This window comes from Pseudomonas reactans, from assembly GCF_013387025.1.
Taxonomy (GTDB): domain Bacteria; phylum Pseudomonadota; class Gammaproteobacteria; order Pseudomonadales; family Pseudomonadaceae; genus Aquipseudomonas; species Aquipseudomonas reactans.
Window position 1 is genome coordinate 582,049 of sequence record NZ_JACAQP010000006.1, and the last position, 21,063, is coordinate 603,111.

At 60.4% G+C, this 21,063-nt stretch carries 21 protein-coding genes; 8 read left to right on the forward strand and 13 right to left on the reverse strand.

Annotated features, from left to right (window positions below):
• Window positions 1-99: 99 nt before the first annotated feature.
• Window positions 100-999, forward strand: coding sequence for a PA4780 family RIO1-like protein kinase (locus tag HX793_RS08985; RefSeq protein ID WP_016977033.1), 900 nt, complete (start codon window positions 100-102; stop codon window positions 997-999).
• 112 nt (window positions 1,000-1,111) lie between these two features.
• Here the strand turns inward: HX793_RS08985 and cueR are convergent, their stop codons facing one another.
• The 3 genes from cueR to HX793_RS09000 form a co-directional block, all read right to left on the reverse strand.
• Window positions 1,112-1,510: a Cu(I)-responsive transcriptional regulator gene (cueR, locus tag HX793_RS08990; protein ID WP_177001505.1), complete on the reverse strand. Its 399-nt coding sequence runs from the start codon at window positions 1,508-1,510 to the stop codon at window positions 1,112-1,114.
• Complete coding sequence (locus HX793_RS08995; RefSeq protein ID WP_177094760.1) at window positions 1,507-3,708, reverse strand: heavy metal translocating P-type ATPase; 2,202 nt, start codon at window positions 3,706-3,708, stop codon at window positions 1,507-1,509. The genes cueR and HX793_RS08995 overlap by 4 nt, the downstream gene beginning before the upstream one ends.
• A gap of 66 nt (window positions 3,709-3,774) precedes the next feature.
• Complete coding sequence (locus tag HX793_RS09000) at window positions 3,775-4,155, reverse strand: hypothetical protein (RefSeq protein ID WP_038845813.1); 381 nt, start codon at window positions 4,153-4,155, stop codon at window positions 3,775-3,777.
• A 147-nt stretch (window positions 4,156-4,302) separates the two neighbouring features.
• Here HX793_RS09000 and HX793_RS09005 point away from each other — a divergent pair, with 147 nt between their 5' ends.
• The gene (locus HX793_RS09005; RefSeq protein WP_177051418.1) at window positions 4,303-4,500 is read left to right on the forward strand and encodes a heavy-metal-associated domain-containing protein; all 198 of its coding nucleotides are present in this window, start codon (window positions 4,303-4,305) and stop codon (window positions 4,498-4,500) included.
• 85 nt (window positions 4,501-4,585) lie between these two features.
• On the forward strand, window positions 4,586-5,779 hold the full coding sequence (locus HX793_RS09010) for a multidrug effflux MFS transporter (RefSeq protein WP_016977038.1): 1,194 nt from the start codon (window positions 4,586-4,588) through the stop codon (window positions 5,777-5,779).
• A gap of 8 nt (window positions 5,780-5,787) precedes the next feature.
• On the opposite strand, the gene HX793_RS09015 is transcribed toward HX793_RS09010, so the two are convergent.
• The 3 genes from HX793_RS09015 to HX793_RS09025 form a co-directional block, all read right to left on the reverse strand.
• Entirely contained in the window at window positions 5,788-5,970 is a 183-nt protein-coding gene (locus HX793_RS09015) for a hypothetical protein (protein ID WP_010213424.1), read from the reverse strand.
• A 146-nt stretch (window positions 5,971-6,116) separates the two neighbouring features.
• Complete coding sequence (locus tag HX793_RS09020; protein ID WP_177060660.1) at window positions 6,117-7,130, reverse strand: zinc-binding alcohol dehydrogenase family protein; 1,014 nt, start codon at window positions 7,128-7,130, stop codon at window positions 6,117-6,119.
• A gap of 144 nt (window positions 7,131-7,274) precedes the next feature.
• Complete coding sequence (locus tag HX793_RS09025) at window positions 7,275-7,568, reverse strand: putative quinol monooxygenase (protein ID WP_016977041.1); 294 nt, start codon at window positions 7,566-7,568, stop codon at window positions 7,275-7,277.
• A 118-nt stretch (window positions 7,569-7,686) separates the two neighbouring features.
• Here HX793_RS09025 and vimR point away from each other — a divergent pair, with 118 nt between their 5' ends.
• Both vimR and HX793_RS09035 read left to right on the forward strand, forming a co-directional pair.
• Window positions 7,687-8,613 carry a transcription regulator VimR gene (vimR, locus tag HX793_RS09030; protein WP_016977042.1) on the forward strand — a complete coding sequence of 309 codons (927 nt, stop codon included), beginning with the start codon at window positions 7,687-7,689 and terminating at the stop codon, window positions 8,611-8,613.
• Between the two features lie 137 nt (window positions 8,614-8,750).
• On the forward strand, window positions 8,751-9,440 hold the full coding sequence (locus HX793_RS09035) for an ArsR/SmtB family transcription factor (RefSeq protein WP_016977043.1): 690 nt from the start codon (window positions 8,751-8,753) through the stop codon (window positions 9,438-9,440).
• 24 nt (window positions 9,441-9,464) lie between these two features.
• On the opposite strand, the gene HX793_RS09040 is transcribed toward HX793_RS09035, so the two are convergent.
• The gene (locus tag HX793_RS09040) at window positions 9,465-10,418 is read right to left on the reverse strand and encodes an adenosine deaminase (RefSeq protein ID WP_012722045.1); all 954 of its coding nucleotides are present in this window, start codon (window positions 10,416-10,418) and stop codon (window positions 9,465-9,467) included.
• A gap of 194 nt (window positions 10,419-10,612) precedes the next feature.
• Here HX793_RS09040 and HX793_RS09045 point away from each other — a divergent pair, with 194 nt between their 5' ends.
• On the forward strand, window positions 10,613-11,704 hold the full coding sequence (locus HX793_RS09045) for a calcium:cation antiporter (RefSeq protein ID WP_177051414.1): 1,092 nt from the start codon (window positions 10,613-10,615) through the stop codon (window positions 11,702-11,704).
• Window positions 11,705-11,827: 123 nt separating this feature from the next.
• Here HX793_RS09045 and HX793_RS09050 read toward each other — a convergent pair whose 3' ends face one another.
• From HX793_RS09050 to HX793_RS09075, 6 genes are all read right to left on the reverse strand, one after another.
• Window positions 11,828-13,186, reverse strand: a complete 1,359-nt coding sequence (locus tag HX793_RS09050; RefSeq protein WP_177060658.1) for an 8-oxoguanine deaminase — start codon at window positions 13,184-13,186, stop codon at window positions 11,828-11,830.
• Between the two features lie 210 nt (window positions 13,187-13,396).
• On the reverse strand, window positions 13,397-14,083 hold the full coding sequence (locus tag HX793_RS09055; protein ID WP_177060657.1) for an SDR family oxidoreductase: 687 nt from the start codon (window positions 14,081-14,083) through the stop codon (window positions 13,397-13,399).
• 35 nt (window positions 14,084-14,118) lie between these two features.
• Window positions 14,119-14,700, reverse strand: coding sequence for an IMPACT family protein (locus HX793_RS09060; RefSeq protein WP_177051410.1), 582 nt, complete (start codon window positions 14,698-14,700; stop codon window positions 14,119-14,121).
• Between the two features lie 12 nt (window positions 14,701-14,712).
• A complete protein-coding gene (locus HX793_RS09065) occupies window positions 14,713-15,372 on the reverse strand; it encodes a TetR/AcrR family transcriptional regulator (protein WP_016977049.1) in 660 nt (219 codons plus the stop codon).
• Between the two features lie 87 nt (window positions 15,373-15,459).
• Complete coding sequence (locus HX793_RS09070; protein ID WP_016977050.1) at window positions 15,460-16,854, reverse strand: uracil-xanthine permease family protein; 1,395 nt, start codon at window positions 16,852-16,854, stop codon at window positions 15,460-15,462.
• A gap of 80 nt (window positions 16,855-16,934) precedes the next feature.
• A complete protein-coding gene (locus HX793_RS09075; protein ID WP_016977051.1) occupies window positions 16,935-17,855 on the reverse strand; it encodes a LysR family transcriptional regulator in 921 nt (306 codons plus the stop codon).
• A gap of 125 nt (window positions 17,856-17,980) precedes the next feature.
• Between HX793_RS09075 and aptA the strand changes: the two genes are divergently transcribed.
• Together aptA and HX793_RS09085 are read left to right on the forward strand one after the other, a co-directional pair.
• On the forward strand, window positions 17,981-19,330 hold the full coding sequence (gene aptA / locus HX793_RS09080) for an omega-aminotransferase AptA (protein ID WP_016977052.1): 1,350 nt from the start codon (window positions 17,981-17,983) through the stop codon (window positions 19,328-19,330).
• Window positions 19,331-19,369: 39 nt separating this feature from the next.
• Window positions 19,370-20,866 carry a CoA-acylating methylmalonate-semialdehyde dehydrogenase gene (locus tag HX793_RS09085; RefSeq protein ID WP_177051408.1) on the forward strand — a complete coding sequence of 499 codons (1,497 nt, stop codon included), beginning with the start codon at window positions 19,370-19,372 and terminating at the stop codon, window positions 20,864-20,866.
• Window positions 20,867-21,063 lie beyond the last annotated feature (197 nt).

Below are 21,063 nucleotides of genomic sequence, written 5' to 3' on the forward strand. Positions count from 1 at the left end.
AATGATCAACGGTCGGTAGCCCCTCCCACCGACGCGCTGATTGCCGTATAACGAGTGCCATACGCGTATTTGGTAATAAAGGACCCACAATAAAAGCTGATGAAGACTCCTAAACGCATTGAACCCCTGATCGAAGACGGTCTGGTCGACGAAGTGCTGCGCCCACTCATGAGTGGTAAAGAAGCAGCTGTTTATGTGGTGCGCTGCGGCAATGAATTGCGTTGCGCCAAGGTTTACAAGGAGGCGAACAAACGAAGTTTTCGTCAAGCGTCCGAATACCAGGAGGGCCGTAAGGTCCGTAACAGCCGGCAGGCCCGGGCCATGGCCAAGGGCTCCAAGTTCGGCAAGAAAGAAACCGAAGATGCCTGGCAGAACGCCGAGGTGGCGGCGTTGTTCCGCCTGGCCGGTGCGGGCGTTCGCGTGCCCCAGCCGTTCGACTTCCTCGAAGGCGTGCTGCTGATGGAACTGGTGGCCGACGAGTACGGCGATGCGGCGCCGCGTCTGAACGACGTCACGCTGGAACCGGACCAGGCGCGCGAATACCACGCCTTCCTTATTTCCCAGATCGTGTTGATGCTGTGTACCGGCCTGGTGCACGGTGACCTGTCCGAGTTCAACGTGCTGCTCACGCCAACTGGCCCGGTCATCATCGACCTGCCCCAGGCGGTGGATGCGGCGGGCAACAACCACGCCTTCAGCATGCTGGAGCGCGATGTGGGCAACATGGCGTCCTACTTCGGGCGCTTTGCCCCGGAGTTGAAGAAGACCAAGTACGCCAAGGAAATGTGGGCGCTGTACGAAGCTGGCACCCTGCACCCGGCCAGTGTATTGACTGGTGAGTTCGACGAGCCGGAAGAGCTGGCGGATGTCGGCGGTGTGATCCGCGAGATCGAAGCGGCGCGGCTGGATGAAGAGCGTCGTCAGGCGATCCGCGCGGCGGATGATGCGCCACCGAGCAAGGTGCCGGATGAGCCACCGCCACCGCCTTGGATGCAATGACTCGCTGACAACACCACCCCTGTAGGAGCCGGCTTGCCGGCGATGGCGGCCTCAACCCTTGCACTGGATTCAAGGGCCTCATCGCCGGCAAGCCGGCTCCTACAACGGGTTGTCAGCAACAGCTACCGGACGCCAATTCCTTGAGAATCGGACAATCCGGCCGATGATCGCCCTGGCAGTGTTCCACCAGGTCCTGCAAGGTATCGCGCAATTGCCCCAGTTCCAGAATCTTCTGGTTCAGCTCCTCGATATGCTGGCGCGCCAAGGCTTTTACGTCGGCGCTGGCCCGCTGCCGGTCCTGCCACAGGGTCAGCAGCTTGCCGACCTCTTCCAATGAAAATCCCAGATCCCGCGAACGTTTGATAAACGCCAGGGTGTGCAAGTCATCCTGGCCGTACACGCGATAGCCACTGTCGGTGCGATGCGCGGCTTTGAGCAGGCCGATGGATTCGTAGTAGCGAATCATCTTGGCACTCAACCCGCTCTGGCGTGCGGCTTGGCCGATGTTCATGGGCGTTGATCCTCCAGGTCCTTGGGCTTCCACGTTTTCAACAGTAACGCATTACTCACCACGCTGACGCTGGACAAGGCCATCGCCGCACCAGCCAGCACCGGGTTGAGCAGGCCGAACGCCGCCAGGGGAATGCCGATCAGGTTATACACAAAGGCCCAGAACAGGTTCTGACGGATTTTTGCGTAGGTCTTGCGGCTGATCTCCAGCGCCGCCGGCACCAGGCGCGGATCGCCGCGCATCAGGGTGATACCGGCGGCGTGCATGGCCACGTCGGTGCCGCCGCCCATGGCGATGCCGATGTCGGCGGCGGCCAGGGCCGGGGCGTCGTTGATGCCGTCACCGACCATGGCTACCACGCCGGTTTTTTTCAATTCGGCGACAGTGGCGGCTTTGTCGGCGGGCAGCACTTCGGCGTGCACGTCGTCGATGCCCAGCGCCTCGGCGACCACGCGGGCACTGCCGCGATTATCGCCGGTGAGCAGGTGGCTGCTGATGTGCTGGGCCTTGAGTTGCTCCACGGCCTCCAGCGCACCGGGCTTGAGGGTGTCGCCAAACGCGAACAGCCCAAGCACGCGGGGTTGGCCGCCTTGCTCAATCAGCCAGGACAGGGTGCGGCCTTCTGCCTCCCAAGCCTTGGCGGAGTCGGCCAGATGGCCCGCGTTCAAGCCGCTTTCTTCCAACAGGCGACGATTGCCCAGAGCCAGTTGCAGACCGTCCAGCGTGCCGGCGATGCCACGCCCGGTCAGGGACTGGCTGGCGGTCACGTCTGCCACCGTCAGCCCTTGTTCGTTGCAGGCATCCAACACGGCTTTGGCCAACGGGTGTTCACTGCCACGCTGCAACGCTCCGGCTTGCTGCAGCAGCAAGGTTTCGTTGCCATCCACGGCTGCCAGGTGCGCAATCTTCGGCGCGCCGGAGGTGAGGGTGCCGGTCTTGTCGAAGACCACCGCGCTCACTTCATGGGCGCGTTCCAGGGCTTCTGCGTCCTTGATCAAAATGCCGTGGCGCGCGGCAACACCGGTGCCGGCCATGATCGCGGTTGGCGTCGCCAGGCCCAGGGCGCAAGGGCAGGCGATCACCAACACGGCGATGGCATTGATGATTGCGGTTTCCAGGGACGCGCCATACAGCCACCAGCCCACCAACGTCACCAATGCCAGCACCAGCACGGCCGGGACAAACACTTGGCTGACTTTATCCACCAGTTTCTGGATCGGTGCCTTGGCGGCCTGGGCGTCTTCCACCAGGCGGATGATCCGCGCCAGTACGCTTTCAGCGCCGAGGGCCAGGGTGCGCACCAGCAGGCGGCCTTCGCCATTGATGGCGCCACCGGTAACCTGATCGCCGGGTTGTTTCGGTACGGGCAGGCTCTCGCCACTGATCAGGGCTTCGTCGGCATGGCTTTGGCCCTCGACGACTTCACCGTCCACCGGGAAGCGTTCACCGGGTTTTACCAGAACCAGGTCATTGAGTTTCAGGGCATTGATGGCGACATCTTCTTCACGGCCTTCAATCACCCGAATCGCCCGCTCTGGACGCAAGGCTTCCAGGGCGCGGATAGCGCTGGCGGTCTGACGCTTGGCACGGCTCTCCAGGTATTTACCGAGCAGCACCAGGGCGATCACCACCGCAGAGGCTTCGAAGTACAGGTGCGGCGCCATGCCAGGGTGCGCGGTGAGCCATTCATAAATACTCAAGCCATAACCGGCGCTGGTGCCGATGGCGACCAGCAGGTCCATATTGCCAGCACCGGCACGCACGGCTTTCCAGGCGGCGATATAAAAGCGTGCGCCAAAGATGAATTGCACGGGGGTGGCCAGGGCGAACTGCACCCAGGCGGGCAGCATCCAGTGCAGGCCGAACGGTTCCACCAGCATCGGTAGCACCAACGGCAATGCCAGCAGGACCGCCAGCACCAGCGACCAACGTTCGCGGTGCTGGCGCTGGGCTTGGTCCGCGTCGGTGGCGGTTTCGCTCTGGGGCAAGCTGGCGGTGTAGCCGGCCTTGTCGACAGCGGCGATCAGCACGCTGGGGTCCATCTGGCCGAGTACTTCAACGTGGGCGCGTTCATTGGCCAGGTTGACGCTGACGCTTTGCACCCCCGGCACCTTGCCCAGCGCGCGCTCGACCCGGCCGGCACAGCTGGCGCAGGTCATGCCGCTGATCGGCAGGTCAAAGGTGGTGGATCCATTCATGGGGCAGTCCTCCAAGAGAAGTTGCCCTTAGGATCAACCTTGACCTGTGGGGAAGGTCAAGCGCCTTTAATATTCCAATTTGGCAGCTTTCAGGTACATCCCATCCGGGCCCTGGGCAATGCGCAGTTTGCGCACATCACCGGCCTTGAGCGTGATGTTCTGCGCCGGTGGTGCCAGCATCCCCGGCAGGCAGCCAGGGGATTGGCCCGGCAGCAGCTTCAGGCGCAACGACAGATTACCCGCCGGCAAGTTGAACGACGTAGCCTGTTCCTGGAACAGCCGGCCCGCCAGCTGGTCATTCAGGTACAGGCCGATTTCGCAGTTGGTCGGCACTTCCAGGCGTTCCCGGGAAATGATCAGCACCGCATAGTCTTCTGCGGCGAAGGCCTGAGGCACGGCGGCCGACAAGCTCATCAGGCCCGCAAGGGCAAAAAACGACCAGCGCATGGCGAATGCTCCGTGGTGTGAATCAAAGATGGGTGAAGCTTGGCCTTTGAAGCGGCCAAATACCAGCCCGGCAGAAATTTCCGGAACTTGACCTTGCCATCGTGGCAAGGTCGAGACTGGGTCCAACCTCATCAAAGGAGTCATGTCATGCAAGTATTCAGCGTTGAAGGAATGACCTGCGGCCATTGCGTTCGAGCGGTGACCCAGGCCGTGCAGAGCCAGGATCCGGCGGCCAGTGTGAAAGTCGACTTGGCCGCCAAGGAAGTGGGCGTCGAAAGCCGCTTGTCTGCCGAACAGGTGATCGCGGCGATCACCGAAGAGGGTTACAGCGCCAAGCTTGCCTGATACAGGTAAATAGTTAGCGAGCTATCGTGTTCAATGCACCCAAGCGCGGCTAGACTATCGGGCTGCCGTCTCACTTGGGTGCCCGATGAACCTCCGCATAATCCTGATTCTGGGTGCCTTGAGCGCCTTTGCGCCGCTGGCGATCGATTTTTACCTGCCCGGCTTCCCGGCCATGGCCAAGGCTTTCGCGACCGATGAAAAACACATCCAGTTGACCCTGGCGGTGTATTTCGGCGGCCTGGCCATCGGCCAACTGATCTATGGCCCACTGGCCGACCGCTTTGGTCGACGAGGCCCGCTGCTCAGTGGTGTCACCCTGTTTACCCTGGCGTCTTTTGCTTGTGCCTTTGCGCCGTCGCTGGAATGGCTGATCGGCGCGCGTTTTGTGCAGGCGCTGGGTGGCTGCGCCGGCATGGTGATTTCCCGCGCGGTTGTCAGTGACAAATGCGACGCGGTCGGCTCGGCCAAAGTGTTTTCCCAGTTGATGCTGGTCACCGGCCTGGCGCCGATCCTCGCACCGCTGGCGGGCGGGCTGATGGTGGGAATATGGGGCTGGCAGTCGATTTTCCTCGCCCTGTCGATCTTCAGCGTCATGGCGGCCATCGCCGTAGCGGTCGGGCTGCCGGAAACCTTCCCGGCCCATCAGCCGCGCCAGCCGTTGTCCGGGTCGCTGCGTCGCTATGCGGCGCTGTTGTCGGACCGGGTTTACCTGGGCTATGCGCTCACCGGCGGCATCTCGATTGCCGGGATGTTTGCCTACATCGCCGGTTCACCTTTCGTCTTCATCCAGCTCTACGGCGTGCCCGCCGAGCATTACGGCTGGCTGTTCGGCTCCAACGCCGCGGGTTTTATCCTGGTGGCGCAGTTGAATGCACGATTGCTGTCCAAACGCGGACCAGCGTTCCTGTTGTCGCGCAGTGTGTGGGTTTATCTGCTGGCAGCGTTGAGCTTGCTCGGTATCGCGGCGTTGCGCACCGATGCGCTGTGGCCGTTACTGGTGCCGCTGTTTATCTGCATTGCCAGCTTGGGCTGCATTTTGCCGAATACCTCGGCCTGTGCCATGAGCGGGCAGGGTGCACGGGCCGGTAGCGCCTCGGCGTTGCTGGGGTGCATTCAGTTTGGCGTGGCGGCGGGGGCGGCGTCGTTGGTCGGGGTTTTGCACGATGGCACGGCGATGCCGATGGCGATGGTCATCAGCTTGTGCGGTGTGTTGGCGGTGACGATTGCGATGTCGACCCAGCGCCTGCAACGCAAACGGGCCTTGCAGGCGCAGGTCTGAACAGCGGGTCAGCCAGCGGCAGAGCGTTGCTGGCTGTTCGGAAAACGGTGAGGTGCCTGGATCCGGGCTTGCAGGGTGTCGGCAAAGGCACGGGCCTCGGCTTCGGTGCGGAAGGTAAAGGCGTCCTGGTCGAGACGGACCTGCCATTTATTGCCTGCGGATTTTGCTAACGCTTTTATCAGGATTTTCATTGCTGACTTCCTCACGTAAAAGAATCGTGGCAAAGGCGGCCAATATAAACCCGAATACGCTCACAAATATGACAAAGGTCAACTGTCTGACTAGCGGTGTCGTCCATTACTCACATGAATAATGGACGACCCTGACAGCTATTTTTTCAGAAGCCTTCCAGCACGATCTTGCCCTTGGCCTTGCCGCTTTCCAGCAGCGCATGCGCACGCCGCAGGTTCGCGGCATTGATCACACCGAAGTGTTCACCCACTGTGGTTTTCAAGGTGCCGGCATCGATCAGTTCGGCCACGCGATTGAGCAGGTTGTGCTGTTCGATCATGTCCGGCGTCTCGAACATCGAACGGGTGTACATGAACTCCCAGTGCAGCGACAGGCTCTTGCGCTTGAGCTTGCTGACGTCCAGCGCCTTGGGGTCGTCAATCAGCGCCAGCTTGCCTTGCGGTTGCAGGGCTTCGACCAACTGGTCCAGGTGATGATCGGTCTGGGTCAGGCTGGCGACGTGGGTCACTTGCGGGTGGCCGGCGGCTTTCAGCGCTTCGCTCAGCGGTTGGCTGTGGTCGATCACCAGGTCGGCGCCGAGGGCTTTAGTCCACGCTTGGGTTTCCGGGCGTGAGGCGGTGCCGATGACTTTCAAGGCGGTAAGTTGGCTGGCCAGTTGAGTCAGGATCGACCCCACGCCACCGGCGGCACCGACGATCAACAGGCTCTGGCCTTCGTCTTGTGTACCTTCCTGCACTTGCAGGCGCTCGAACAGCAATTCCCAGGCGGTGATGGCGGTCAGCGGCAACGCGGCGGCTTCGGCAAAACCCAGGCTCTTCGGCATATGCCCGACGATGCGCTCATCCACCGTGTGCAATTCGCTGTTGCCGCCCGGACGCACCAGGGAGCCGGCGTAAAACACCTTGTCACCGGCCTTGAACAGCGTCACGTCGCTGCCGACGGCCTTGACCACACCGGCCACGTCCCAGCCCAGTACCTTGGCGGCGCCATTTTCCGGGGCGACGTTCTGGCGCACCTTGGTGTCCACCGGGTTGACCGAGATGGCTTTGACTTCCACCAACACGTCACGCGGGCCTGCGACAGGCGCGGGCAACTCGATGTCTTGCAGGGCGTTTGGATCGTTGATCGGCAGTGAGGCGTAGTAGGCAATGGCTTTCATGATGGCTCCATAAGACAAGGGTAATCGACTGTAGGAGCGAGCTTGCTCGCGAAAGACTCAAGGGCGCCGCGTTAAACCAGGCATGCAGCGTTTTCGTTGACGACTTTCGCGAGCAAGCTCGCTCCTACAGAAAAATGGTGGGGATCAGGCGAGAAATTTCAGGCGCTTGAGCTCGAAGTGTTCAAGCACATCCGCGGCTTTGGCGCGAAAGCTCTGGATATGCGCGCTCTGGTCGTGGTCGGCCAGCGCCGCGTCGTCGCTCCAGCGTTCGAGCATGTAGAAGGTTTCGGGGTGTTGCAGATCCTGGTGCAAATCGTACTGCTCGCAACCGGCTTCCAGGCGCGTGGGTTCCAACAGGCCGCGCAGCAAGGTTTCCAGGGTGGCCTGTTGGCCGGGTTTGGCGATCAGCGTGGCGATGACGTTAAAGGCGGTGGACATAATCAACTCCAGACACGTGAGGAACGGGATGCACAGATGATTGGCTATTTCCCGCGCAGATAAAACCCGCTAAAACTGCAGTCTGTTTCAACAAAACTTTGATAATGAGCGGAAGAGCATGCTGCGTTTTGATGATTTGCAGTTGTTTGTGCGGGCGGCAGACTTGGGTAGCCTGTCGGCTGCGGCACGGGTGATGGACCTGTCGCCCGCGGTGGCGAGTGCGGCGCTCAAGCGCATCGAACAGCAATTGGGTACGCGTTTGCTGGCGCGCTCGACTCGCAGCCTGCGCCTGACCGCCGAAGGTGAGGGCTTCCTGGAATATGCCCGTGCTGCCTTAAGTTCGCTGGATGAGGGGCGACGCTTATTGGCCAGTGGGCAGGATCATGTCAGTGGTGTGCTGCAGTTGTCGGCCCCGTCGGATTTCGGGCGCAATCAGTTATTGCCGTGGTTGGATGAGTTCCAGCGTGACTACCCACAACTCACCGTGCGGCTATTGCTCGGCGACCGGATTGCCGATCTGTTCCGCCAGCCAGTGGATATCGCCTTGCGTTATGGTGAGCCTGAAGACTCCAGCCTGATTGCGCTGCCCATTGCCCCAGACAATGTGCGTGTGCTGTGTGCCTCTCCCAGCTATCTCGCACGTTATGGCGAGCCTCGGCACCTGGAGCAGTTGGCCCAGCACAATTGTCTGCTGTACATGCTCGGCAGCCGGGTCCACGACCACTGGAGCTTTCACGACGGTAAACGCGAAATCAGCCTGACCGTCACCGGCGACCGCTTCAGTGACGATGCCGATGTGGTCCGGCGCTGGGCGGTGGCGGGGGTGGGCATTGCCTACAAGTCATGGCTGGATGTGAGTACCGACGTACTGGCCGGGCGCTTGCGCCTTATCCTGCCGGAGCTGCGCGGCGAGCGTACACCGCTCAATCTGCTGTGCGCGCACCGCGCGCAATTGAGCAAACCCATCAACCTGTTGCGGGAAATGCTCGTGTCTCGCTGTGCGACATTGACCGCCCAATTGCCAGAGCGATCCGGCACCACGTAAAGGACTCCATCAAAGCCGGAAATTTCACTCAGATCCTGTCCCTCTCTACGCTGTCAGACGCCATGGAACCGGTGGTTTGCGCCCCTATACTTTGGTACCTACCTCAGCAGAAAAATAAATCGACAGGGAGTGAAAAGATGGAAGCTGCACCTTGCATCAGTCAGATCGCCAGCTTGCTCGCCGAGCCCAAACGTACTGCCATGCTGTGGGCCTTGATGGATGGCTCGGCCAAGTCACCCGTCGAGTTGGCGGCGCTTGCCGGGTTGTCACCGACCTCCGCCAACGCGCATTTGGCGCGACTGACGGCAAGTGGTGTGCTGCAAGTGGAAGCCAGGCGCGGCAAGCGTTTGTTCCGTGTCGCGGCGCCTGATGTCAGTGCCGCCATTGACGCCTTGGCCAGGACCACCATGGCGTGCGCCGCACGCCGGGCGCCGGAGTCTCTGCCGCCGGCGTTGGTCGCTCCAGCGTTGTTACGCCATGCGCGGTTGTGCCATGGCCACCTCGGTGGGGAATTGGGCGCCCAGTTGTACCAGCATCTGCTGGAGGCGGGTTGGATAGAACGCTATGAGCAGCGTGCCGATATCACGGTCAAGGGCGCACAGCGCCTGGCAAGCCTTGGGATTTTTACCCAAGCCCTGGCGTCGCCGCTGGTGTGTAATTGTTTCGACTGGAGCCAGCACCAACCTCATTTGGGGGGGGCGTTGGGTGCGGGGTTGTTGCAACTCTTTCTGCAGTCGAACTGGATCAGCGTGATCAATGAGTCCCAGGCGTTACGGGTCAACGCCGTAGGGCATAGGGAAATCACTCGATTGGCCAGGTCTGCCTGACCTGGCCAATTGTTCTTTACACCGTTATGGCTTTACAAGCCGCGCATCCAAGCTGTTCTGCGCCAGGCGTTTGGCCTGGTCCTGGGTCATGCCCAGCGAGGTATACAGCGCGTGGAAGTTTTCGGTGACATAACCGCCGAAGTAGGCCGGGTCATCCGAGTTCACCGTCACCTTCACGCCACGCTCAAGCATGTCGAGGATGTTGTGCTGGGCCATGTCATCGAACACGCACAGCTTGGTGTTGGACAACGGGCACACGGTCAGCGGGATCTGCTCGTCGATGATGCGCTGCATCAGGCGCTCGTCTTCGATGGCGCGCACGCCATGGTCGATGCGCTGGATTTTCAGCAGGTCGATGGCTTCCCAGATGTACTCGGGCGGGCCTTCTTCGCCGGCGTGGGCCACGGTGAGGAAACCTTCGTGGCGGGCACGGTCGAACACGCGCTGGAACTTGCTCGGTGGGTGACCCATTTCCGAACTGTCCAGGCCCACGGCCACGAACGCGTCGCGGAATGGCAGAGCTTGGTCCAGGGTTTTCTCGGCTTCAGCTTCGCTCAGGTGGCGCAGGAAGCTGAGGATCAAGCCGCTGGTGATACCCAGTTGTTGCTCGCCATCTTTCAATGCGGCGGCGATGCCGTTGAGCACCACTTCGAACGGGATGCCACGGTCGGTGTGGGTCTGCGGATCGAAGAAGGGTTCGGTGTGAATCACGTTCTGCTCTTTGCAACGCAGCAGGTAGGCCCAGGTCAGGTCGTAGAAGTCCTGGGAGGTGCGCAGCACATCGGCGCCCTTGTAGTACAGGTCGAGAAACTCTTGCAGGTTGTTGAAGGCGTAGGCCTTGCGCAGGGTTTCGACGTCGTTCCATGGCAGCGCAATCTTGTTGCGCTCGGCCAGGGCGAACAGCAGCTCAGGCTCCAGCGAGCCTTCCAGGTGCAGGTGTAGTTCAGCCTTGGGCAGGGCGTTGAGCCAATCGTACATTTTCTAAATTCTCATCAGGTGCAATGGCGGCATTCTACAGGCCATGGCCGAAATAATCGGCAAAACCTGACCAGCAGGATTGTTTTCGTTGCATTCGCGCAAGAGCCGCGTGAACTAAGGTGTAACGAAACGTTAGCGGCGTGACGCAGTCTGTACCCCATCAATGACTGATTTGCTGCACTAAAAGGCCCGGAATGCTCACATCCTTCAAGCAAGAAAAATTCATGCTGCTGGCGCTGATTGCCGCCATCGCCGCCTACCCGTTGGAGCACTGGATGCTGCACAGCGGGCAGATCACGGCGTTGCTGGCCGGCGTGGTGCTGATCGGCTTTATCGTGGTGGCGTCGATGCGCGTGGCCCACCATGCCGAGCAACTCGCGGAAAAGGTCGGCGACCCCTATGGCACCATGATCCTCACCCTCGCCGCCGTGCTGGTGGAAGTGGTGATCCTGGCGATCATGATGAGCAACGAGCCGTCGCCCACCCTGGTGCGTGACACCATTTATTCGGCGGTGATGCTCGATATCAACGGCATCCTCGGCCTGGCCGCGTTGATGGGCGGCATCAAGCATGGCGAGCAGTCCTACAACGATGATTCGGCCCGCACCTACAGCGTGATGATTCTCACCGCCATGGGCGTGTCGATGGTGGTGCCGGAATTCATCCCCGAAGCCGACTGGAAAATCTACTCGGCCTTCACCATTGGCGCGATGGTGGTGTTGTACACCCTGTTCCTGCGCATGCAGGTGGGGCCGCACAGCTACTTCTTCAGCTACAGCTACCCGGAAAAACGCCGCAAGAAGTTGCCGGAAGACGAGCAGGCGCCGCCGGTCAACCTGGCGTTCTCTATCGGCACCCTGGTGTTTGGGGTGATTGTGATCGGTGCGCTGGCCGAGGTGATGTCCAAGACCCTGGACCTTGGCCTGGAAGGCACGGGGGCGCCGCCGGTGATTACGGCGATTGTGGTCGCGGCCATTTCGGCAGCGCCGGAAATCCTGACGGCGTTGCGTGCCGCGTTGGCCAACCGCATGCAGTCGGTGGTCAACATTGCGTTGGGTGCTTCGCTGTCGACGGTGATCCTGACGGTGCCGGTGATGGAGGCGATGGCGCTCTACACCGGCCAGCCGTTCCAGATGGCGATGACGCCGGTACAAACGGTGATGGTATTTATCACGCTGATCGTCAGCGCGATAAACCTCAACGATGGCGAAACCAACGCCATCGAAGGGATGACCCATTTTGTGTTGTTTGCGACCTTTATCATGTTGTCGCTGCTGGGTTTGTAGCCGCCGCAGATCCACTGTGGGAGCGGGCTTGCTCGCGAAAGCGGTGTGTCAGCCAGCACATGCATTCACTGACCCGCCGCCTTCGCGGGCAAGCCCGCTCCCACATTTTGATTTGTGTAGGGCTTAGGTTCCGGCGATCAGTTGGCGTGCCGCCTGGCTGTGATCGGCGATCAAGCCTTTTAGGTCCAGGCCTTCGACCTGGCCGTCGATCACGCGCCATTTGCCTGCAATCATCACCCGGTCCGCACGGTCGGCGCCGCACAACAACAGCGCCGAGATCGGATCGTGGCTGCCGGAGAAGCGCAACTCATCGAGCTTGAACAGCGCCAGGTCGGCCTGTTTTCCGACGGCCAATTCACCAATATCCGTACGGCCCAGTAACTGCGCCGATCCTTTGGTTGCCCAGCCCAGCACGCCTTCTGGGGTGATCTTTTCCGCGCCGTAACGCAGACGCTGGATGTACAAAGCCTGGCGCGCTTCAAGGATCATATTCGACGCGTCGTTGGACGCGGAACCGTCCACACCCAGGCCGATAGGCGCGCCGGCCGCAAGCAGGTCCAGGGTCGGGCAGATGCCGGACGCCAGGCGCATGTTCGAGCTTGGGCAATGGCAGATGCCGGTGCCTGCAGCGCCCAGGCGCGCAATTTCATCCGGGTTGAAGTGAATGCCATGAGCCAGCCAGGTACGTGGGCCGAGCCAGCCGACGCTGTCGAGGTAGTCCACGGTGCGCAGGCCGAAGCGCTGCAGGCAGAAATCTTCTTCGTCGAGGGTTTCGGCCAGGTGGGTGTGCAGGCGTACATCCAGGCGGTTGGCCAGTTCGGCGCTGGCTTCCATGATTTCCGGGGTGACGGAAAACGGTGAGCAGGGCGCCAGGGCGATCTGGATTTGCGCGCCGTCACCACGCTGGTGGTATTCGCGGATCAGACGCTGACTGTCTTCAAGGATGACTTGGCCCTGCTGCACCGTCTGTTGCGGTGGCAGGCCGCCGTCGGCTTCACCCAAACTCATGGAACCACGGGTGAGCATGGCGCGCATGCCCAACTCGCGGACGCTTTCCACTTGTACGTCGATGGCGTTTTCCAGGCCGTCAGGGAACAAGTAGTGGTGGTCCGCCGCTGTGGTGCAGCCCGAGAGCAGCAATTCGGCCAATGCGACTTTGCTGGCCAGAGCGAGCTTTTCCGGGGTGAGTCGTGCCCAGACCGGGTACAGGGTTTTCAACCAGGGAAACAATGGCTGATTGACCACCGGCGCCCAGGCGCGAGTCAGGGTTTGATAAAAGTGGTGGTGAGTGTTGATCAGCCCCGGCAAGACCACATGCTCACGCGCATCGAACACTTGGGCGCAGGGCTGCACGGGTTCTTGGCCTTGGGCCAGCACTTCGCTGATCACACCGTCTTGCAGCACCAGGCCGCCACGGGCGTCGAGGCCATTGGCGGTGAAAATCGCGAGGGGGTTTTTTAACCAGATACGGGTCGCAGGCATTGGCCGGCTCCTCTGAATGATGGGTTCAGGTTTGCCAGCTCAGTGTTGCCCTGTCTGCTGATCCAGGGTCGCCGGTGAGGGCGAGGTGATGAGTCTACCTCTGTAGGAGCGAGCTTGCTCGCGAAAAACGTCAACAATAACGCGAGCTTTCTGGATTAACGCGGTGCCTTGGCGTTTTTCGCGGGCAAGCCCGCTCCCACAGGGGCTAATTTACCAGGCGATGGTGTCGCCTTTGTAATCAATGAAATGATGGCCGCCTTTGCCGGTGTAGGCGTTCACCTGGTCCACCAGGCCGCGCACGCTGGTGTCGACGTCGATGTGTGCGTTTTCACCGCCCATGTCGGTCTTCACCCAGCCTGGGTGCAGTGACAGCACGGTCAACTTATGGTCGCCCAACTGGGTGATGAAGCTGTTGGTCATGGAGTTGAGTGCCGCCTTGCTGGCTTTGTACAACGCCAGGTCGGAGCCGTCGGGGATGGTCACGCTGCCCAGTACTGAACTCATGAACGCCAATACGCCGCTGTCCTTGCGGATCTGCCCGACAAAGCGCTGGGCCAGGTTGATCGGCGCCACGGCGTTGGTGAAGAACAGTTGGCCGACCTCTGCCAGCGTGGCGTGGCCCGGCTCCTGGTTGGCAGGGCCTTTGACGCCGGCGTTGACGAACAGCAGGTCGAAGGTACGTTCCTTCAGGCGTTGGCTCAGGGCGATCACGGCTTGCTGGTCGTCCATGTCGAGTTTCTCGATCTGTACTGGGCCCACGGCTTTCAGGGCATCGGCCTTGCTCGGATCACGCACGGTGGCGGTCACGTCCCAACCGTCCCGCAACAGTTGCTTGACCAGGCCAAGGCCCAGCCCGCGCGAGGCGCCGATGATCAATGCGGTTTTTGGCGTAGACATGAAAAGCTTCCTTTAAGAGTCGCGGTTCAGGGTGTTCAACGTTGTAGCAGGATACGCCCACGGCTAAGGTCGGCGAGTTGAATTTGCAGGTTATCGATATGGGCTTCGCCCAAAGCGAGTTGTAGCTCGACGCCGTTGGCGGTGAAAGATTCTTCTACTACCAGTCCGCCCAGTTCGGCGACGCGCAGTTTCACCAGGTTCAATTCCGAGAAACTGCATGCGCAGCTCAACGGCACGCGGCTGATGAGCTCAATGCGTTCGGCGGTTTGCAGGCATTTGTTCGCGCCGCCGCCGTACGCGCGGGCGAGGCCACCGGTGCCCAACTGAATGCCGCCGTACCAGCGGATGACCAGCACCGCGACCTGATCGAAACCTTGTGCTTCGATGGCCGCCAGGATCGGTCGGCCAGCGGTACCTCCGGGTTCGCCATCATCATTGCTGCGGTATTGATCCGCGAGCTTCCAGGCCCAGCAGTTGTGCGTGGCGTTCAAGTCGCTGTGCTGCGCGAAAAACGCCTGGGCGTCTTGCGGACTCGTGATGGGGGCGGCGAGGGTGATAAAGCGGCTTTTGCGGATTTCTTCGTGAAACTCGCAAAGACCGGTGAGCGTGAAAGGCATAAGTCGCTTCGTTTATAGGGCCGGCTTGACGCCACAGCCTTTGAGAATGATGTGGATCAGGTTGGTGCCGGCGTCTTCCATGTCTTGCTTGGTCAGCTTGGTTCGACCGGTGACGCGACAGATCTGGGTGGCAAAGTCGGCGTAGTGCTGGGTGCTGCCCCACAGCAGGAAGATCAGGTGCACGGGGTCGATCGGGTCCATCTTGCCGGCGTCGATCCAGGCCTGGAACACTGCCGCACGGCCACTGAACCAGGCGCGGTAGTCCTGGCTGAAATATTCGGTCAGGCATTCGCCGCCGCTGATGATTTCCATCGCGAAAATCCGCGAGGCCTGGGGTTGGCGGCGCGAAAACTCCATCTTGGTGCGAATGTAGCGAGTGAGCGCCACGGCCGGGTCATCTTCGGCGGTCAGCGTGTTGAAGGTGCTGTCCCACAGTTCGAGGATGTTGCTGAGCACCGCAATGTACAGGCCCAGCTTATTGGTGAAGTAGTAATGCAAGTTGGCCTTGGGCAACCCGGCACTGGCAGCAATGGTGTTCATGCTGGTGCCTTTGTAGCCATGGCGTGCGAACTCATCTTCAGCAGCCTGCAGAATGGCTTGTTCGTTCTTTTGCCGGATGCGGCTGGCGGGTTTACCGGCGTGGTTGCTGTGGGCAGGAACTTCGAGGCTCATGGAGGTTTCCGTGCTGATCGATAGAGACGACGTGTGCACAGATAACCCACCCTCAAGCCTCAGACAAGTCCTGATGCAATAAAACCGTCAAAGCGGTTCCAGTGTGTCGCTTTCCGAAACGTGGTTTGCGGCAGCCTCGTTTGCTTTGGCTTCGGGTAATAACAGGCACAGCAAAATGGCGGTCAGCCCGCCGCTGGTGATAGCGGAGTCGAACAGGTTCTGTACCAGCGTCGGCATCAGGTGCAGCAGGTTCGGTTGCGCGGCGACGCCCAGGCCGACGCCAAACGAGGTGGCGATGATCAGCATGCTGCGTCGGTCCAACGGTGCCTGGGCGAGGATGCGCACGCCGGCGGCGGCCACGCTGCCGAACATCACCAGGGTGGCGCCGCCCAACACCGGTTTGGGAATTTGTTGCAATACCGCGCCAATCAATGGAAACAAGCCGAGGCAAAACAGCACCACGCCTATATATAAGCCGACGTAACGGCTGGCCACGCCGGTAAGTTGGATCACGCCGTTGTTCTGCGCAAAGGTAGTGTTGGGGAAAGCGCTGAACGTGGCCGCGATCATGCAGCTCACGCCATCGCCGAGTACGCCACCTTTAAGCCGGCTTATATAGGAAGGGCCGCTGATGGGCTGGCGGGCGATCATGCAGTTGGCGGTGAGGTCGCCGACGGTTTCGATACTGCTGATCAGATAAATCAGCGCAATCGGCAGGAAAGCGCTCCAGTCGAAGTTGAAACCGAAGCGAAACGGAATCGGCAGGCTGACCAGAGGGAGGTCGGGCAGGGCTTGCGGCACGAGCTTGCCGCTGAACCAAGCGGCCAGGCTGCCGAGGGCCAAGCCGATGATGATGGCCGAGAGGCGTACCCACGGTGTGTTGGAGCGGTTGAGCAGAATGATCGTCAAAACGACGAACACACCCAGTGCCAGGTTGGTGGGTGCGCCGAAGTCGGGGGCGTTGAAGCCGCCGCCGAGGTCAGTGATACCGACCTTGATCAAGCTGATGCCGATCAGGGTGATGACAATCCCAGTCACCAGAGGCGTGATGACTCGGCGCAATTGTCCGATAAACCGACTCAGCACAATCTGCACCACAGCGCCGAAAAAGCACACGCCGAAGATCATCGCCATGATGTCTTCCGGGCTGCCGCCGCGTTGTTTCACCAAGAATCCGGCTGATAGCACTGCACCGAGGAAGGCAAAGCTGGTGCCTTGCAGGCAGATCATCCCGGCGCCGATTCCAAATGGCCTACGCGCCTGAATGAAGGTGCCTACACCGGAGACCATCAACGCCATGCTGATCAGGTAGGGCAAATGGGCAGTGAGGCCCAGGGTGGAGCCGATGATCAGCGGCGGTGTGATGATACCGACAAATGCCGCGAGCACATGTTGCAGTGCGGCGAGAAAAGCCGGGGCGGGTTTTGGGCGGTCGTTGAGGCCGTAGATCAGGTCGCTGCTGTTGGACGCTTCTGGTGGCATGGCGGGCAAACTCAAGGTCTATGTCCTTGGGTTATTGCAAAAAGCTGTCCAACTGCTCAGCTTTTAGCGGCGAGGCCGAGTTAGCGGGTTGCCGCGAGACTTTCCAGGAAACTTTCCAGCACCAAATGGGGGCGTCGGCCTTTGCGGGTGACCGATGCGAGGCTTAAATCGTAAAAACGTGTAGTCGGTTTCAGCGCACGCAGTCGGCCTTGTTGTACCCACAGGCTGGCGTAATGGTCGGGCAGGTAGCCGATATAGCGGCCGGTGAGAATCAGGAAGGCCATGCCTTCGCGGTCCGAAGCGCTTGCGGTGCAGTTGAGGGCCTGGTAATGGGCCTGGATCTCGGCGGGCAGGCGGAAGGTCGGGGCGATCGCGTCTTGGGCATCGATGCGTGCGTCGTCCAACTGCTTGTTGTCGGCGTAAAACAGCGGGTGGCCAACGGCGCAGTAGAGCAGTGAACGCTCACTGTACAATGGCTGGTATTCCAACCCCGACAGCGCGCTGGCCTGAGGCACCACGCCTACATGCAGGCGGCCGTCGAGTACGCCTTGCTCGACTTCGTTGGGGGCGATCATGCGGATCTGGATCTGTACATCCGGGCCGCGCTCCTTCAACTGGGCGAGCGCGTGGGTGATGCGCATGTGGGGCAGGGTGACGAGGTTGTCGGTGAGGCCGATGATCAACTCGCCGCGCAAGTGCTGGTGCAAGCCGTTGACCTCGGTGCGAAAGCTTTCCAGGGCACTTAATAGCTGCAGTGCGGACTGGTAGACCTCACGACCCTCTTCAGTCAGCGAGAAACCGGCGCGGCCGCGTTGGCACAGTCTTAATCCGAGGCGTTGTTCGAGATCGCTCATTTGCTGGCTGATCGCCGAGCGCCCGATGCCCAGCACGGTTTCCGCCGCAGAGAAGCCGCCGCATTCGACCACGCTGCGAAAGATGCGCAACAGGCGGATATCGAAGTCGCTGACTTGGGCCAGGGGATCGGGTCGACGGCTGCTCATAGTTTAGTGAAGGCCTGACTGAAGGTTAGAAGAGTTGAATTTCACCGACTTTATCGCCGTGGCAATTTAGCTGCAACAACGCTTTTCAATCCCGACGCTGCCTTTTGCCCTGCGAGGTTTTGCTGATGAACATGCCTGAAAACGCCCCATCGTCCCTGGCCAGCCAATTGAAGCTGGACGCGCACTGGATGCCTTACACCGCCAACCGTAACTTCCAGCGTGACCCACGCCTGATCGTGGCGGCCGAAGGTAGCTGGTTGACCGATGACAAGGGACGCAAGGTGTACGACTCATTGTCGGGCCTGTGGACCTGTGGTGCCGGGCATACCCGTAAGGAAATCCAGGAAGCGGTGGCCAAGCAACTGGGCACTCTGGACTACTCGCCGGGCTTCCAATACGGTCATCCGCTGTCCTTCCAACTGGCGGAAAAGATCACTGACCTGACCCCTGGCAACCTGAACCATGTGTTTTTCACCGACTCCGGCTCCGAGTGCGCCGATACGGCGGTGAAGATGGTGCGGGCCTACTGGCGCCTGAAAGGCCAGGCGACCAAGACCAAAATGATTGGTCGCGCTCGCGGTTATCACGGGGTGAACATCGCCGGTACCAGCCTGGGTGGTGTGAACGGCAACCGTAAGATCTTTGGTCAGGCGATGATGGACGTTGACCATCTGCCGCACACCTTGCTGGCAAGCAATGCCTTCTCCCGTGGCATGCCGGAGCAGGGCGGTATCGCGCTGGCCGATGAGCTGCTCAAGCTGATCGAGCTGCATGACGCATCGAACATCGCTGCTGTCTTTGTCGAGCCAATGGCAGGTTCTGCGGGCGTGCTGGTGCCGCCACAGGGTTACCTCAAGCGTCTGCGTGAGATCTGCGACCAGCACAACATCCTGCTGGTGTTTGACGAAGTGATCACCGGCTTCGGTCGTACCGGCTCGATGTTCGGTGCCGACAGTTTCGGCGTGACCCCGGACCTGATGTGCATCGCCAAGCAAGTCACCAACGGCGCGATCCCGATGGGCGCGGTGATTGCCAGCAGCGAGATCTATCAGACCTTCATGAATCAGGCGACGCCGGAGTACGCGGTGGAATTCCCGCACGGTTACACCTATTCGGCGCACCCGGTCGCCTGCGCGGCTGGCCTGGCGGCACTGGACCTGTTGCAGAAGGAAAACCTGGTGCAGAGCGTCGCCGAAGTCGCACCGCACTTTGAGAATGCGCTGCATGGCCTGAAGGGCAGCAAGAACGTGATCGACATTCGCAACTATGGCCTGGCCGGTGCGATCCAGATTGCTCCGCGTGACGGCGATGCAATCGTGCGTCCATTCGAGGCCGGTATGGCTTTGTGGAAAGCCGGTTTCTACGTGCGCTTTGGCGGTGACACTTTGCAGTTCGGGCCAACCTTCAACAGCAAGCCGCAGGACCTGGATCGCCTGTTCGATGCGGTCGGCGAAGTGCTGAACAAGATCGACTGATTTCTCCTTCTATATAGAACAACTTTTCAGGAGCCCTGCATGAGCCTTATCCAGCATTTGATCAACGGTGAGTTGGTCAACGACAGCGGTCGCAGTGCCGACGTGTATAACCCGTCCACCGGCCAGGTGATCCACCAAGTGCCGTTGGCCAGCCGTGAAACCATTCAACAGGCAATCGACTCGGCCAAGGCGGCGTTCCCGGCCTGGCGTAATACTCCAGCGGCCAAGCGTGCCCAAGTGATGTTTCGTTTCAAGCAATTGCTGGAGCAGAACGAAGCGCGTATCTCGCAGTTGATCAGTGAAGAGCATGGCAAGACCTTGGAAGATGCCGCGGGTGAACTGAAGCGAGGGATCGAAAACGTCGAGTACGCGTGCTCTGCGCCGGAAATTCTGAAGGGCGAGTACAGCCGTAACGTAGGACCGAATATTGATGCCTGGTCGGATTTCCAACCACTGGGCGTAGTCGCTGGCATTACACCGTTCAACTTCCCGGCGATGGTGCCGTTGTGGATGTATCCGCTGGCGATTGTCTGCGGTAACTGTTTCATCCTGAAACCATCGGAGCGTGATCCGAGCTCGACGCTGTTGATCGCGCAACTGCTGCAGGAAGCCGGTCTGCCCAAAGGCGTGTTGAGCGTGGTGCATGGCGACAAGGGCGCGGTGGATGCGCTGATCGAGGCGCCGGAAGTGAAGGCGCTGAGCTTCGTGGGCTCGACGCCGATTGCCGAGTACATCTATTCCGAAGCGACCAAGCGTGGCAAGCGCGTGCAGGCACTGGGTGGTGCGAAGAACCATGCGGTGCTGATGCCGGATGCGGACTTGGATAACGCCGTCAGTGCCTTAATGGGGGCGGCGTACGGTTCTTGCGGTGAGCGCTGCATGGCCATCTCGGTCGCCGTGTGCGTGGGTGACCAAGTGGCGGATGCGTTGATTGCCAAGCTGGTGCCTCAGGTCAAGGCGCTGAAGATCGGCGCGGGCACGTCCTGCGGCCTGGATATGGGGCCGCTGGTGACAGGACAGGCCCGTGACAAAGTCAGTGGTTATATAGAGGACGGTGTGGCAGCGGGTGCCAAGTTGGTGGTTGATGGTCGTGGCTTGAGTGTTGCCGGGCATGAAGAGGGTTTCTTCCTTGGTGGCAGCCTGTTCGACCGTGTGATGCCAGAGATGCGCATCTATAAGGAAGAGATCTTTGGGCCAGTGCTGTGCGTGGTCCGGGTGAATAGCCTGGAAGCGGCGATGCAACTGATCAACGATCACGAATATGGCAACGGCACCTGTATCTTTACCCGTGATGGTGAAGCGGCGCGTCTGTTCTGTGACGAGATTGAAGTGGGCATGGTCGGCGTGAACGTTCCTCTGCCGGTACCGGTGGCGTATCACAGCTTTGGTGGTTGGAAGCGTTCTCTGTTTGGTGACCTGCATGCGTATGGGCCGGATGGGGTGCGTTTCTATACTCGTCGCAAAGCGATTACCCAGCGCTGGCCGCAGCGCGCCAGCCATGAAGCGTCGCAGTTTGCGTTCCCCAGCTTGTCTTAAGGCAAGCTGAAAGCCGGCCCCCTTGGGGCCGGCTTTCGCGTTTTTGGGACTTTTCTGACTTATATGACAGAAATATGAAGAAAGGCATTGACGGCAGATTCTGGATGTCTATAATTCGCCCCACTTCCGGCGCAGTCGAAACGGAAAACTCCTTGGTAAACAATGAGTTATGTAGGTTTCGGCAGTAGGTTGCTTCA

Coding starts and splice junctions, on each gene's coding strand:
- HX793_RS08985 (WP_016977033.1), top strand. CDS start 100: ATGAAGACTCCTAAACGCATTGAACCCCTGATCGAAGACGGTCTGGTC.
- cueR (WP_177001505.1), bottom strand. CDS start 1,510: ATGAACATCGGCCAAGCCGCACGCCAGAGCGGGTTGAGTGCCAAGATG.
- HX793_RS08995 (WP_177094760.1), bottom strand. CDS start 3,708: ATGAATGGATCCACCACCTTTGACCTGCCGATCAGCGGCATGACCTGC.
- HX793_RS09000 (WP_038845813.1), bottom strand. CDS start 4,155: ATGCGCTGGTCGTTTTTTGCCCTTGCGGGCCTGATGAGCTTGTCGGCC.
- HX793_RS09005 (WP_177051418.1), top strand. CDS start 4,303: ATGCAAGTATTCAGCGTTGAAGGAATGACCTGCGGCCATTGCGTTCGA.
- HX793_RS09010 (WP_016977038.1), top strand. CDS start 4,586: ATGAACCTCCGCATAATCCTGATTCTGGGTGCCTTGAGCGCCTTTGCG.
- HX793_RS09015 (WP_010213424.1), bottom strand. CDS start 5,970: ATGAAAATCCTGATAAAAGCGTTAGCAAAATCCGCAGGCAATAAATGG.
- HX793_RS09020 (WP_177060660.1), bottom strand. CDS start 7,130: ATGAAAGCCATTGCCTACTACGCCTCACTGCCGATCAACGATCCAAAC.
- HX793_RS09025 (WP_016977041.1), bottom strand. CDS start 7,568: ATGTCCACCGCCTTTAACGTCATCGCCACGCTGATCGCCAAACCCGGC.
- vimR (WP_016977042.1), top strand. CDS start 7,687: ATGCTGCGTTTTGATGATTTGCAGTTGTTTGTGCGGGCGGCAGACTTG.
- HX793_RS09035 (WP_016977043.1), top strand. CDS start 8,751: ATGGAAGCTGCACCTTGCATCAGTCAGATCGCCAGCTTGCTCGCCGAG.
- HX793_RS09040 (WP_012722045.1), bottom strand. CDS start 10,418: ATGTACGATTGGCTCAACGCCCTGCCCAAGGCTGAACTACACCTGCAC.
- HX793_RS09045 (WP_177051414.1), top strand. CDS start 10,613: ATGCTCACATCCTTCAAGCAAGAAAAATTCATGCTGCTGGCGCTGATT.
- HX793_RS09050 (WP_177060658.1), bottom strand. CDS start 13,186: ATGCCTGCGACCCGTATCTGGTTAAAAAACCCCCTCGCGATTTTCACC.
- HX793_RS09055 (WP_177060657.1), bottom strand. CDS start 14,083: ATGTCTACGCCAAAAACCGCATTGATCATCGGCGCCTCGCGCGGGCTG.
- HX793_RS09060 (WP_177051410.1), bottom strand. CDS start 14,700: ATGCCTTTCACGCTCACCGGTCTTTGCGAGTTTCACGAAGAAATCCGC.
- HX793_RS09065 (WP_016977049.1), bottom strand. CDS start 15,372: ATGAGCCTCGAAGTTCCTGCCCACAGCAACCACGCCGGTAAACCCGCC.
- HX793_RS09070 (WP_016977050.1), bottom strand. CDS start 16,854: ATGCCACCAGAAGCGTCCAACAGCAGCGACCTGATCTACGGCCTCAAC.
- HX793_RS09075 (WP_016977051.1), bottom strand. CDS start 17,855: ATGAGCAGCCGTCGACCCGATCCCCTGGCCCAAGTCAGCGACTTCGAT.
- aptA (WP_016977052.1), top strand. CDS start 17,981: ATGAACATGCCTGAAAACGCCCCATCGTCCCTGGCCAGCCAATTGAAG.
- HX793_RS09085 (WP_177051408.1), top strand. CDS start 19,370: ATGAGCCTTATCCAGCATTTGATCAACGGTGAGTTGGTCAACGACAGC.